The sequence below is a fragment of the Compostibacter hankyongensis genome (assembly GCF_039541075.1).
Lineage (GTDB): Bacteria > Bacteroidota > Bacteroidia > Chitinophagales > Chitinophagaceae > Compostibacter > Compostibacter hankyongensis.
This window is the reverse complement of sequence record NZ_BAABFN010000001.1, coordinates 408,529-421,179: the sequence shown is the minus strand read 5'-3', so window position 1 is coordinate 421,179 and position 12,651 is coordinate 408,529. Positions and strand designations below refer to the sequence as shown.

The following is a 12,651-nucleotide window of genomic DNA, read 5'->3' as shown; positions in this document are numbered from 1 at the left end:
ATTAGAATTTGATGTTTAAGGCAAGGTTATAGGTCTTCTGCTGAGGGTAATAGGATAATCTGCCGGTAGGCGCTTCGGGATCAATATATTTTAATCCTGAAAACGTCAGCAGGTTCTGACCGCTCAGCGACACATCGATCCCTTCTATGCCGGCCTTTTTGAGCAGGGGATGGTCAAAGCTATAGGTAATGTTGACCGATTTCAATCTCAGGTAGGTGGCATTCTTCAGCCAGAACGAGGAGAATTGCATGTTATTCGGCGCCCCCGATTCGATCGTGCTCGGATATTTACCGGGTATCCATTTGGAATTGGGATCAGCCATGTCCTCCCGGTGCCATCTGTCCATTAAATACGCGTATGCATTCATCCCGTTAAAGAACGGCGCGATCAAAAAGGACTGCTGCTGCATGACAAAATTGGCGGCGCCCTGCCAGTTCACGGCCAGCGACAATCTTTTCCAGCCCAGTCCCATCTGCAAACCGTAATTGATCTCGGGGGTCTCTCCGCGGCCAAGCGGCTGGTTGTCGTTTGCATCTATGACGCCATCCTTGTTAAAATCATCGTACTTGATATCGCCGGGGCGAAGGGTTGAATTCGCTTTCTGATCCTGTATGGGCGATGACTTTATATCTTCTTCCGACTGAAACTGGCCGATGGCCTTTAGCCCGAAATACCGGTTCACATAACGTTCTGCCTTACTGTTTACCCACCTGTCGTATTCCGAACTGAAATTCCTTTCCTCTACGTGGTCCCATTTCGATTTCACGAAGGAGAGGTTGGCTGAGATATTATAGTTGATCTCCCCTACCTGGTTGTTATGATTCAGCACTACTTCAAAACCCTTGGCCTTGTCCGAGTTCAGGTTCTCGTCCGGCAGGGTAGCGCCGAAGGTAAGCGGCAGCTGCAGGTTTCTTTTGGCGAGTATCCCCGTCCGCTGCCGGCTGAAAACATCCACCGATGCGCTGAACATCCCGTTCCACAGATCCAGGTCGACGCCGAGATTCCAGGTTTGGCTTACTTCCCAGGTAATATAAGGGTTGGCGATCCCGTTGGGGATCATACCGTTCGTTACAATATCGTTCCCGAAGATGTAGCTGCCGGGCGAGGGGTACAGGTATCCGGTCAAAAACTGGAATATTCCCGTTTCGTCATTCCCCAGCTTTCCCCAGGAAAAACGGAGCTTCAGGTTATCTATGGCGCGGGAATTATTTTTTATGAAATCCTCTTCGGACAGCCGCCATCCTGCGGAGACGCCGGAGAAGTATCCCCATCTTTTCTCCGGCGGAAACCTTGCAGACCCGTCATACCGGAAGCTGTATTCCGCCAGGTACTTTCCCATATAGTCGTAATTGACACGTCCTACAACGCTTTCCCGCCCGTCGTCGGCTGCGGTTCCCCCGTTGCTTTTGTTCAGGTCGGGCCCAGCGAAGATCTGGTCTATCGGCACCACATAGCCCACCCGGGTCGCGGAAACGCTGGAAGAGTCGGACTCGGTTTCATCAAATAACAAAAGCGCGCTGACATGATGCTTCTCCGAAAAGGTCCGGTCATATTCAAGGGCCGGCTGGATATGCGTTATCCCGACGTCTGCATTGGCCAGCTCAAGACTGTTCTCTCCCCGCGACCCCGTCACCTCGGACGTTTGGGTCTCCTCATTCCATTGATAAGTATTGTATTTTTTAAGCCAGCTTTTGGTCTTGCCGATATACATATCCCTCGAAGCCATAATCTTGGCGGTCAGCCCTTCAACAAAAGGTATGCGGTAATTGATGGTCAGGTTAGCGATATAACGCCTCCTGTTGTCTTTGATATAGCCGGCCAGGTCCTTATCCAGATAAGCCGTAAGCCCGTAATTTGTAGATGCTATTTTGCCGTCGGGTGTCTTCGGCTTGTCAATCGGCCAGGAATACTGCAGCCAGGAGGCCATCAGGTAGGAATCCTGGGTCAGCTCGTTCCGGACCTCGTCCCTCGCTTCGATCTGGACCGAAATGTCCAGGTCGTCATTGATCTGCGCATCGACATTGGATCTGAAATTATACTGGGTATAATCCTGCTTACCCTTCCACATGGCCGCCTGTTTGAGCCCGCCCAGCAGAAAAAAGTACCTGATCTTCTCACTGCCGCCCCGGATCGTCAGATCCTGCTGTATCTGCGGCGTATAATCGTGTACAAAATAATCGTAGTAGTCAAAGTTGGGATAGTTCGGATCGGTTCCTTCGCGGTATTTCTGGATTTCTTCGGGACTGTATATCAGCCCGCCGCCGGAATTTACAGAAGCTTCATTCTTCAGGGTGGCGAACTCGGCAGAATTCACGAACCGGGGGTATTTTGTGACATGCTGCACGCCGTAGTTAAAGGTGTAATTGAGTTCCGGCTTCCCGATAAATCCCTTCTTCGTGGTCACCAGGATCACACCGTTCCCGCCGCTAACGCCATACACCGCAGCGGAAGCGGCGTCTTTCAGCACGGTGATGCTTTCTATCTCATTAGGATCCAGGCGAGAGAACTCTCTTCCCACAACCCCGTCGACGACGACAAGCGCATTCCCGAAGCCGCGAACAGAGAGACTGGCGTCATCCGCGCCGGGCTGTCCGCTCCGTTGAACCGCAATCAGTCCCGGCAGCTTTCCGGCCAGCGCCGTCGTCACATTCGCCACCGGCACCGTGGTCAGATCCTTGCTCGATATGGTCGAAATGGAACCGGTCACATTGGCTTTTTTCTGGGTGCCGTACCCTACCACCACCAGCTGGTTCAATCCGGTTGCTTCAGGCGCGAGCAGTATCCTGATCACATTTTTTCCGTTTACCGGAACCTCCTTTTTACCGTAGCCCAGATAGGTCACCTCCAGCACTGCATCCTCAGGCACCGTCAAGCTGAACTTACCCTCTGCATCCGTGGTGGCGCCCGTATTGCTGTTCCGCACTTTTACCGTCACGCCGGGCAGTGGCCGCCCGGTGGCCGAATCGGCTACGACGCCCGAAAGCTGAACATCTCTTACCTGCTGCACGGGAGCGGCTACCGGCGCCTCCGGCGGAGCAGTTTTTCTGATCACAATGTTTTTATCAACGAGCGTGTACGTTAACGCCCGATGATCCAAAATAGTCTTTAACGCTTCGGTCAAGGATACGTTCTTCAGGTTCACGGTCACCTTTTCTTCGCGACGGATCCATTCATTTCTGTAAATGAAGAAATAGCCGCTTTGCTTTTCTATCTCGCTGAACACTTTCTTAAGAGAAGCATTATCTGCGATCAGGGTGATCTGCTGTGCGTCGGCATTCGCACTGGCTTGCAGGTGAACCGCCAATAAGGCAATAGATAGCAGTTTCATGATCAGCAATTTTTTTAGAACGGGAAACCCTGATGAGGAACTGCAAGGGCATTTTACAGTTAAATGCATATATTTGTAAAGGTTGACCGGAGCATTCGTTCCGGAGGGTTAAAATGATTATTAGACATTCGCTTGGATAATGATTGCATTAGCCCGTTTCAACGGCCGGACCCTGAGTGCAGATCAGGATCCGGCTTTTTACCTTCGGGGAAATAAGTCATTTGAATCAAGGTCCCATTTATATTTCTTTAGGTCAATACAATTACTTTCCTGCCCTCCAGCCTAAAACGGATACCGCTCAGCTCCATCATCTTCAGCACGTCCGTAAGATTCGTGTTCTGGGGTATTTTTCCCGTGATATGGACGTCGGGTACGCTATCTGCGTATATGATCTCCACGTCATACCACCTGGCAATCTGCCGCATGACATATTCTATGCCGTCATCAGAAAATTGAAACAATCCGCTTTTCCACGCCACAGCTTCACTTACGTCAATGTTTTCCTTCACGGCAATATGACTTTGATCGCCCTGCACCGGCCGGAGAACAGCCTGTTGTCCGGGCTTAAGTTTTGCCAAAGCATCTTTTTCCGCGATCTCCACCGCACCCGACAGCAGGGTGGTCTTCATCACCGGTTCGTTGGCGTAAGCCATAATGTTAAAATGCGTACCCAACACCCTCACCTGCATATCGCCTGCCGAAACAACAAAGGGTTTTACGGCATCGCGGGCGACTTCAAAATAGGCCTCTCCTGTAATAAAAACACGCCGCTCCTTTTCCTGAAAAGTAACCGGGAAACGGATAGAGGAAGCTGCATTCAGCCATACCCTGCTGCCGTCAGGCAGGATCAGCTCATATTGTCCCCCCGGCGGCGTTTGCAACGTATTGTAAACGTCGCGGACCGCATCCCCCTGCTCCCGGTTGTAGGCAAGCTGGCCGCTTTTCAGCTTTACGACACGTGCGCTCCCCTGGGAGACTATGGGGCCGTTCTGCATGCTGTCCAAGATAATATGCTGTCCGTTGCCCAATGTTAAAAGCGCCTTCGGACCACCCGGACGTATATCGTTTTTTAAATCACTGAGCTGCGCGACGCCCGCGCGATCCTGCTTATGCCTTATGTGTATATATATGGATACGCCGATGCCCGTCAAAATAACTATTGCGGCGGCGGCAGCCATCTTCCGCATGCGCAAGCGGTTTTTCCGCTTCACGCTCCTGCCTGCCTTGCCGCCCTTCCGCAGGATCCTGTTGATGGTCTGCTCCCAGCGTGAAGGGTCATACTCCCGGTCGATCGGCTCCTGCTCCATCATTTTCCGGATCACCCTGGTCCAGGCTCCTGTTTCTTTTTCCAGCAATTCGGAAAGACGCCGATAATCCTCTTCGGTCGCCGTACGGCTGATGTACCGTTCAAGCAGACGCTTTAGCTCTTCTTCTTTCATCCGTTAATGTGTGTCTTTTTATCTCGGTTCATAATGACCTTTAAAGGTCTCAATGAACGCTGCGCGTTTCAACGGCCGGACCCGGCTGACGTCGCTGTGGCGGGCAGACGACACTGAAGGTGCATCGATACCCGTGACTATTATTATGAACGAGATAAACCTCGTAAGTTAACATTGTCAACAGCCAGGTCCGTTTACACCCCTCATACTATAAGAACGCAGCAAAGACCGCGAGGGACTATCCGGAAAGAAAATTAATGGCCGAAGATTAAAATCAGCAGCGGTGCAGCCAGGCCACCGGCCTTCTGAAGATATACCTTGATGAATTTAAGCGCGCTGACCAGCTGGTTTTTTATGGTATTGGGAGAAAGCTGAAGCTGTTCGGCAATTTCCTGATGATTGAGGCCCTGCTCGCGGCTCAACCTGTATATCTGCTGCCGTTTGGGTGGCAGCAGGGCCACCGCCTCCGCGACCAGCAGCTGAATTTCCTTCAGGGAAAGATTTCCCTCATCGGGATGCGGGGCCGTTCGGTGCTCCGTCTCTATCCGCGCCAGCCGGCGGTGTTCCGAAACGCGGGCCCGCAGCCACGACAAAGACAAATTCGAGGCAACGGTATACAGCCATGATACGGGCCGGTCCATCCGGCCCACTTCCGCACGGTGTATCCACAGGCGCAGGAAGGTCTCCTGTATAATATCCTCGGTAACGTACCCGGAACCGGTCATCCTAAAAATAAACGGATGGAGTTGAGCATTATAGGCATGGAATATTTTCCGGAAAGCCGGCTCGCTGCCCACCGCTAATTGCCGGAATAAGCTATCGTGGTATAACGCATTATCCATAAGCCGCTATGACAGGTTAATAAGATAAAGCAAAAAACAGGGACAAAATTTGTTTTTTACATGGAGGTCCGGAAACCCTCATCGCCATCCGCTACAGCAGGCAGGACCGTAATATCGTACAGCCTACCTTAGCAAAGCTAATGTTCCCTTCTCATTTTTGCAATAGCCTGCTGTCTTCTCATTTCCTTTTCTGCGATGAGCCGCTAATGCTGTTTGCATCCTATATCCCCTTCCCGGCAGCCATCCCGGCGGCTCCGCCACCTGTAAAGCGAACCTGCAGACAACACTTTTTATATCTCCTGCGCATTGATGTCGTAGTTTCGATCATCTATATCTTAACTTGCAGGAGAACACAAGACTTCAATGGCAGCAGAAATTCTGGATATCGGAACTTTCATGACGATGGCTTCAACGATGCCCGTTCTGGATGTACGGGCTCCCGCAGAGTACGGGCATGCCCATATGCCCGGCGCACATCATCTGCCCCTGTTCGACGATGAGGAGCGAAAGGTCGTCGGCACCCTGTACAAACAGCAGGGCCGTGAAGCCGCCATCAAAGCAGGACTGGATTTCTTCGGGCCCAGGATGCGGGCCATGGTGACCGCCGCGGAGGATCTCATGGCGGAACAGCATTCCCCTCCGGGCGGAGCAGCCGGCCGCCGCATACTCCTGCACTGCTGGCGGGGCGGCATGCGCAGCGCAGCCGTCGCCTGGCTGCTGGACCTCTATGGCTTTACGGTATACACGCTCAAAGGGGGATATCAATCCTTTCGCCGTTATGTACTGGAGACCTTTACCCTGCCTTTTGACATCCGGGTGCTGGGAGGCTATACCGGCTCCGGCAAAACGTCCCTGCTCCACACACTCGGGCAGCAGGGCGCTTCCGTGATAGACCTTGAACGGCTGGCCGGGCACCGGGGTTCCGCCTTTGGCGGCATCGGACTGCCGCCGCAACCCTCGCAGGAGATGTTCGAGAACCGGTTGGCGCTGGCGCTCAGAAAAGCGGCAGCAACGCCGGTGTGGATGGAGGACGAGAGCCGGCGCATCGGGCAGGTCAACATTCCCGGCGCCCTCTGGGAACAGCTTCACCATGCTCCCCTGTATTTTCTGGACATCCCGTTTCCGCAACGGCTGGATAATCTCCTGCAGAGCTATGGCAACGCCGGCAGCGCCGAGCTGGAACAGGCAATACTCCGCATCCGGAAAAGGCTGGGCGGCCTGGAAACGCAGAAGGCGACGCAGGCCCTGCAGCAGGGCGATCTCAAAGGCTGCTTCCGCATCCTGCTGCAATACTATGATAAATATTACCGGAAGTCGCTCTCCCTGCGGCCCGATTCCGCACAGGTCCGGGTGCTGCAGGATGCAGGCACAGATCCGGCGCTCCTGGCCGAAAAACTGGCTGGCATGGCCGCCGGATAATTTTGTATTTTACCGCAATGGACAACACTCCTGTACAGCTTACCCGTTATGCCCATGGCGCCGGCTGCGGCTGCAAGATATCTCCCAAGGTGCTGGACGAAATACTCCGGCGGGAGGATGCGGAGCCGGACTACCCGAATTTACTGGTGGGCAATCATTCCCGTGACGACGCCGCCGTCTATGACCTGGGAGAAGGCAGGGCGCTTATCTCCACGACGGATTTCTTTATGCCGGTGGTAGACGACCCTTATGCCTTCGGCGGCATTGCCGCCGCCAATGCCATCAGCGATATCTATGCGATGGGCGGCACGCCGCTCCTCGCCATTGCCATACTGGGCTGGCCGGTGAACCTCCTCCCGCCTTCCATAGCGGCGAAGGTGCTGGAAGGGGCCCGCAGCACCTGCAAGGCCGCGGGCATACCCCTTGCGGGCGGCCACAGCATCGATAATCCAGAGCCGGTCTTCGGACTTGCGGTAAACGGCACCGTGGCCGTGCGCCATCTCAAGCGGAACAATACCGCCAAGCCGGGTAATCTCCTGCTGCTCACCAAACCCCTGGGGACCGGTATCCTGACTACCGCCGAAAAGAAAGGGCTGCTGAAGCCGGAACATAGGGATCTTGCCGCAAAAGGAATGCTGCAGCTCAACAAAGCCGGCGCTGCGCTCGCCACGCTGGACAGCGTTACGGCAATGACCGACGTCACCGGTTTCGGATTGCTGGGCCATCTGACAGAGATGGCCGGGGGCAGCCAATGCGCGGCGGAATTGTATTTCGATAAAATCCCATTGCTGAGCCCCGATCTGCCGGATTATATCGAACAGCAGGCCGTGCCGGGCGGCACCGGACGCAACTGGGAGAGCTACGGGCATAAGATCGGCGCGCTGACGCCGCTCCGCAAGGCCATCCTTGCCGACCCGCAAACCAGCGGGGGATTGCTTATTGCCGCGGAAGCAGAAGGGCTGGAAGAGATCAGGGCCGTGCTGGCCGCCCATCAGCTAAGCGCCTTTGGCACCCCGATCGGCAAGCTGACGGCAGCAAAGGATAGGGAGCAACCGCTTATTACCGTGCTGTAAGCAAGCCGTTGCCCACGTTTACAACCCGTCGATCGCCGCAGCCAGCTTCCGGTCTTTATCGGTAATCACATCGCCGGCATCGTGGGTAGAAAGACGGATATCCACTTTGTTGTAGACGTTGATCCAATAGGGATGGTGATTCATCTTCTCCGCCAGCAGGGCCACGCGGGTCATAAAAGCAAAAGCCTGGCTGAAATCATCGAAACTGAATTCACGAACGAGCTGGTTATTTTTTTCCTGCCACATAGGATAAGGTTTTGACTTGATGATTTACTTCGCGCATTATGATTTCTTAGTGGTCTCAGTGAAGGCTTTGCCTTTGGAAATTTGATGATTTGATGATGGAGTAAATTGGCACATCAAATCATTTATTTCACTCAATTGCCTTTCACCTTTTACCTTTCACCTCCCCCTTTAGGGGGTCAGGGGGTAGGGGGCCGGCGGGTTCAGAAGATAAGGTGCTGCCGGTGCTTCAGCCCGGCGGGATCCAGCAAGTTCACCAGCTGCACGCCTTCCACACGGCGGATCCGCTCCATCAGTTCCTGTACGTCGCCCTGCCGGTAATAATCTCCCTTGAGCAGCCACAGATAATCGATGTTCCGGAGCTCCGGCAGCAGGAATTCCGCCTTGCTGTGATTGTTGTACAAATAATGCGCCACGGATTTTACCGGCTCCGTAAATTCGAAAACCGTGAAATAACATTTTTTCCCTTTGCTGATCAGGGAGATCTCGAGGTCGTTGTTGACCCTGAAATTGACGCCCAGGGCGCGGTTCAGCTGCCAGCACAAGCGGTAATCGGCTATCGGGGCCAGGATGCCGATCAGCCATGTCATGTCAAAAAAGTCTTCCTCCAGGAGGGCAGTGTTCAGCGTAAACCGGCCTTTGGACATAAGATCAGCTTTTCACGGGCGGCGCCCAGAATAATTTTTCAAATTCCACTACCTGGTCGTTTTCCACCTTTACCCCTTCCTGTTCCAGCAGTTCCTGCATGAGGGTAGGGGTGGCAAAATGCTGACGTCCGGTAAGCATGCCGTTGCGGTTCACCACACGGTGAGCGGGAACGCGAACAGGCGCATGTCCCGCCGCATTCATGGCCCAGCCCACCATACGGGCGGAAAGTCTTGTGCCGGCGGCTTCCGCAATGGCGCCGTAAGTGGTTATCCTCCCGCGGGGAATTTTTCTTACGATGGCATATACGGTTTCAAAAAAGGAAGCGGGTTCTTCCTTACTGTTTTTTGTCGGCGTCCTGGAGGATTTCTGCATCGCCATGCTCATGTTGTTTTTTCACCGGCAGGGGCGGCAGCCGGTCGGGTAATGAAAAACGCAGGTACCGGATCGTCCGGCCCGCGGCCAGGTGCATGCTCTCGTAAAAAGTGCGTATATCCAGCAGGGGAGGCACAGCGGGCAGCGCATACACATCCGGAATGTCCTCAGCTAAGATACAGCCATTTTCACTGATCACCTCCCGGGTAAAGGCATACAGCTCGGGAGAGTCGGTTTTGAGATGTATCATTCCGCCGGGCGTCAGTACCTGCTGGTAGCGGTGCAGAAACACCGGGTGCGTCAGCCGCTTCTTTGCCTTTGACTTCCGTAAGAAGGGATCCGGAAAAGTGATCCAGATCTCCTTCACCTCCCCGGGCGCAAAATAGGCGGGCAGCTGTCCGATCTGCGTGCGCAGGAAAGCCACATTCCGCAATCCTTCATCCAGGGCGGTGCGGGCCCCCTTCCATATGCGGTTGCCCTTTATATCCACGCCGATAAAATTCTCTTCGGGGAAACGGCGGGCCAGCGCCAGGGTGTAGTCGCCTTTCCCGCAGGCCAGCTCCAGGGTGACCGGGTGATTGTTCCCGAAATGTTCCGCCCAGCGGCCGGCCTGCTGCTCGGGATAAATGAGCACATTCGGAAAATGCAGGATCTCCTCAAAACGGATCAGCTTGTTGTGTCCCATGCCGCAAAAATAAGACAGACAGCCGAGTCGGAAGCCGGGTATTCACCGCCAGGCATTTTTTTCCCAATCGCGTAAATCATTTTCCCGATTGCCGGGGATGGTTTGTCGGCCAAGCGGCTACTTTTGCTCCCCTCAAACTGCTCATCGCGCCAAACCAATCATATGAAAACAATCTTCACGCTCCTGTTGCTGTTCCCATCGTTTCTGCTGTTTGCCCAGGACGAAAGCACAGGTACCGTCAGGGGTACCATCGCCGGGAGCGATGGGCTTCCGGCGGCCAACATCACCGTCAGCATAACCCGCAGCAGCTGGGGCAGCATCAGCAATGAACAGGGAAAATATATCATCCGGAACATAAAACCCGGGAGCTGGACCTTAAAGATATCTGCGGTGGGTATGGCGACACAGGAAAAAAAGATCCATGTGGCGGCAGGGCAGACCCTGACCGTCGATTTCCGCCTGAAAGAAAACGCCGCAGCCCTCCGGGAAGTAGTCGTGTCCGGCCGCAACCCGGATAAGGTAAACACCGGCGTGGCCAAGATGCCGCTGAAAAATCTGGAAAATCCGCAGGTTTACAATACCGTCACCTCGGCGATCCTGAAGCAGCAAGCCGTTACCGACTATGACGACGCCATGCGGAATGTGCCGGGGATATCCCGCACCTGGGCTTCTACAGGCCGGGCCGGAGACGGCGGTGCTTACTTTGCGCTCCGCGGCTTCGACGCCCAGCCGGCGCTCGTGAACGGGCTGCCCGGTCTGACCAGCGGAGATATGGATCCGGCCGATGTGGAAGAGATAGAAGTACTCAAAGGCCCTTCGGGCACGCTGTTCGGCGGCAGCTTTTACAGCTACGGCGGCATCATCAATACCATCACCAAGAAACCCTATTATCATTTCGGCGGAGAAGCGGGCTACCAGTTCGGAAGCTTTGGCCTCAACCGGGTAACAGCGGATATCAACACACCCCTGAGCTCCCGGGAGAAAATTGCGATGCGCATCAATACGGCCTATCATTCGGAAGGCAGCTTTCAGGATGCCGGTTTCCGGAAATCCTTCTTCCTGGCGCCTTCGCTGGTATACGAGGTGAACGACCGGCTTTCTTTTCATATCCTCACCGAGATCCTGCAGGAAGAAAGAGCAGTACCTCCGGTATTTTTTCATTCCGACCGACTGAGCGCGCTTCCCTTTAAAACGATTGATGCGCTGAACCTGGATCCCAAGCTGTCCTTTACCAGCAACGACCTGACCATCAGAAATCCCAAGTTCAACCTCCAGGCCCGGATGGAGTACAAGCTCTCCGGCCGCTGGACTTCCCAGACCGTGTTCTCGAGGGGTACCGTAAAATCCGATGGCATCTATACCTATATCTGGGATGATGATTCCACCGAGGCCGATCATTTCAGTCAATATTTCCACGACGAGCAGCAGACGACCTATACCACCGACATACAGCAAAATTTCAACGGGGATTTCAACATCGGGAGGCTGCGGAACCGCCTGCTCCTGGGACTCGATTTCTTCAATCAGCATGTGGTGGACAACGGCTCCGGATGGGGATGGGCCCGGAACGTCACTCCGCAGGGGGACGTCAACTACGTCGACCCCTTTTCCGGAGACACCCTGGTTCCCGTATACCTGACCAAGGCATCCATCGACAATCTTCTGGCCGGTACGGAACCTGCCCACAGCAACATTTCGAACAGCTCTTATGCCGCCTATGTATCGGATGTGATCAATATCACGCCCGGGCTGATGCTCATGGCCAGCCTGCGGGCGGATTACTTTGACTCGAAGGGCGAACGCAGCACGGATGAGGACGACTTCAGCCAGTTCGCGCTCTCACCCAAGTTTGGTCTCGTTTATCAGCCGGTGCCGGATAAGGTATCGCTGTTTGCCAATTATATGAATGCCTTTATCAATGTGGCACCGGCAGAAGTCGCCGACCCCGATGGCAGCAATCCCCGCATCAAATCATTTAAACCCGAACATGCCAACCAGTGGGAGGCCGGGGTAAAAGCCAATCTCTTTTCCCAAAAGCTGTCCGCCACCCTCTCCTATTATGATATCCGGGTCAGCAACAGGGTGGTGCCGGTTGCCGGTAATCCCAATGACCAGGTCCAGGGTGGCAAGGTAGGCAGCAGGGGGCTCGAGCTGGACCTGGCGGCCTATCCGCTGGAGGGGCTCAGTCTGATCGCGGGATACAGCTATAACCATACCGCGGTGATTGAGGGCAATGATATGGATTTCTATTCGGAGCCCGGCAGAAGTCCCGGCGGACAAGGCCCTCAGCATACGGCCAACTTCTGGGGAACGTATACTTTCCACAAGGATGGTTTACGGGGTCTGGGCTTGGGCATCGGAGGAAACTACGCCGGCCGTTACAAGGTGATCGACAACAGTCAGACCGGCGTCTTTTACCTGCCCGCCTATACGCTGCTGAATGCCTCCCTGTTTTACGAAGGCAGCAGGTTCAGGGCTGCGCTCAATGTAAACAACCTGAGCAACACGGAATATTATATCGGCTACTGGTCGGTGAACCCGCAGAAGCCCCGGAATTTTGTGGCCAGCCTGTCTTTCAAATTCTGACCGCAGATCTGACGCG

The 12,651-nt window shown here is 54.4% G+C and carries 10 protein-coding genes; 3 read left to right on the top strand and 7 right to left on the bottom strand.

The window, feature by feature from the left end:
* Position 1: 1 nt before the first annotated feature.
* The 3 genes from ABD851_RS01715 to ABD851_RS01705 form a co-directional block, all read right to left on the bottom strand.
* Positions 2 to 3,328 (bottom strand): TonB-dependent receptor, encoded by a 3,327-nt coding sequence (locus ABD851_RS01715; RefSeq protein ID WP_344974338.1) that lies wholly within the window; start codon positions 3,326 to 3,328, stop codon positions 2 to 4.
* A 248-nt stretch (positions 3,329 to 3,576) separates the two neighbouring features.
* Positions 3,577 to 4,767 (bottom strand): FecR family protein, encoded by a 1,191-nt coding sequence (locus ABD851_RS01710; protein ID WP_344974336.1) that lies wholly within the window; start codon positions 4,765 to 4,767, stop codon positions 3,577 to 3,579.
* Positions 4,768 to 5,021: 254 nt separating this feature from the next.
* Positions 5,022 to 5,609, bottom strand: a complete 588-nt coding sequence (locus ABD851_RS01705; RefSeq protein ID WP_344974333.1) for a sigma-70 family RNA polymerase sigma factor — start codon at positions 5,607 to 5,609, stop codon at positions 5,022 to 5,024.
* A gap of 363 nt (positions 5,610 to 5,972) precedes the next feature.
* Between ABD851_RS01705 and mnmH the strand changes: the two genes are divergently transcribed.
* Together mnmH and selD are read left to right on the top strand one after the other, a co-directional pair.
* Positions 5,973 to 7,028 carry a tRNA 2-selenouridine(34) synthase MnmH gene (gene mnmH / locus ABD851_RS01700; protein ID WP_344974330.1) on the top strand — a complete coding sequence of 352 codons (1,056 nt, stop codon included), beginning with the start codon at positions 5,973 to 5,975 and terminating at the stop codon, positions 7,026 to 7,028.
* 17 nt (positions 7,029 to 7,045) lie between these two features.
* A complete protein-coding gene (gene selD, locus ABD851_RS01695) occupies positions 7,046 to 8,101 on the top strand; it encodes a selenide, water dikinase SelD (protein ID WP_344974327.1) in 1,056 nt (351 codons plus the stop codon).
* Between the two features lie 18 nt (positions 8,102 to 8,119).
* Here the strand turns inward: selD and ABD851_RS01690 are convergent, their stop codons facing one another.
* The 4 genes from ABD851_RS01690 to trmB form a co-directional block, all read right to left on the bottom strand.
* Positions 8,120 to 8,347 carry a 4a-hydroxytetrahydrobiopterin dehydratase gene (locus ABD851_RS01690; protein WP_344974324.1) on the bottom strand — a complete coding sequence of 76 codons (228 nt, stop codon included), beginning with the start codon at positions 8,345 to 8,347 and terminating at the stop codon, positions 8,120 to 8,122.
* 200 nt (positions 8,348 to 8,547) lie between these two features.
* A complete protein-coding gene (locus tag ABD851_RS01685; protein WP_344974321.1) occupies positions 8,548 to 8,991 on the bottom strand; it encodes an IPExxxVDY family protein in 444 nt (147 codons plus the stop codon).
* A gap of 4 nt (positions 8,992 to 8,995) precedes the next feature.
* Complete coding sequence (locus ABD851_RS01680; RefSeq protein ID WP_344974318.1) at positions 8,996 to 9,370, bottom strand: MGMT family protein; 375 nt, start codon at positions 9,368 to 9,370, stop codon at positions 8,996 to 8,998.
* Positions 9,327 to 10,049: a tRNA (guanosine(46)-N7)-methyltransferase TrmB gene (gene trmB / locus ABD851_RS01675; RefSeq protein ID WP_344974315.1), complete on the bottom strand. Its 723-nt coding sequence runs from the start codon at positions 10,047 to 10,049 to the stop codon at positions 9,327 to 9,329. The genes ABD851_RS01680 and trmB overlap by 44 nt, the downstream gene beginning before the upstream one ends.
* Before the next feature lie 162 nt (positions 10,050 to 10,211).
* Here trmB and ABD851_RS01670 point away from each other — a divergent pair, with 162 nt between their 5' ends.
* Positions 10,212 to 12,635 (top strand): TonB-dependent siderophore receptor, encoded by a 2,424-nt coding sequence (locus tag ABD851_RS01670; RefSeq protein WP_344974312.1) that lies wholly within the window; start codon positions 10,212 to 10,214, stop codon positions 12,633 to 12,635.
* Positions 12,636 to 12,651: the final 16 nt, after the last annotated feature.

Coding starts and splice junctions, on each gene's coding strand:
- ABD851_RS01715 (WP_344974338.1), bottom strand. CDS start 3,328: ATGAAACTGCTATCTATTGCCTTATTGGCGGTTCACCTGCAAGCCAGT.
- ABD851_RS01710 (WP_344974336.1), bottom strand. CDS start 4,767: ATGAAAGAAGAAGAGCTAAAGCGTCTGCTTGAACGGTACATCAGCCGT.
- ABD851_RS01705 (WP_344974333.1), bottom strand. CDS start 5,609: ATGGATAATGCGTTATACCACGATAGCTTATTCCGGCAATTAGCGGTG.
- mnmH (WP_344974330.1), top strand. CDS start 5,973: ATGGCAGCAGAAATTCTGGATATCGGAACTTTCATGACGATGGCTTCA.
- selD (WP_344974327.1), top strand. CDS start 7,046: ATGGACAACACTCCTGTACAGCTTACCCGTTATGCCCATGGCGCCGGC.
- ABD851_RS01690 (WP_344974324.1), bottom strand. CDS start 8,347: ATGTGGCAGGAAAAAAATAACCAGCTCGTTCGTGAATTCAGTTTCGAT.
- ABD851_RS01685 (WP_344974321.1), bottom strand. CDS start 8,991: ATGTCCAAAGGCCGGTTTACGCTGAACACTGCCCTCCTGGAGGAAGAC.
- ABD851_RS01680 (WP_344974318.1), bottom strand. CDS start 9,370: ATGGCGATGCAGAAATCCTCCAGGACGCCGACAAAAAACAGTAAGGAA.
- trmB (WP_344974315.1), bottom strand. CDS start 10,049: ATGGGACACAACAAGCTGATCCGTTTTGAGGAGATCCTGCATTTTCCG.
- ABD851_RS01670 (WP_344974312.1), top strand. CDS start 10,212: ATGAAAACAATCTTCACGCTCCTGTTGCTGTTCCCATCGTTTCTGCTG.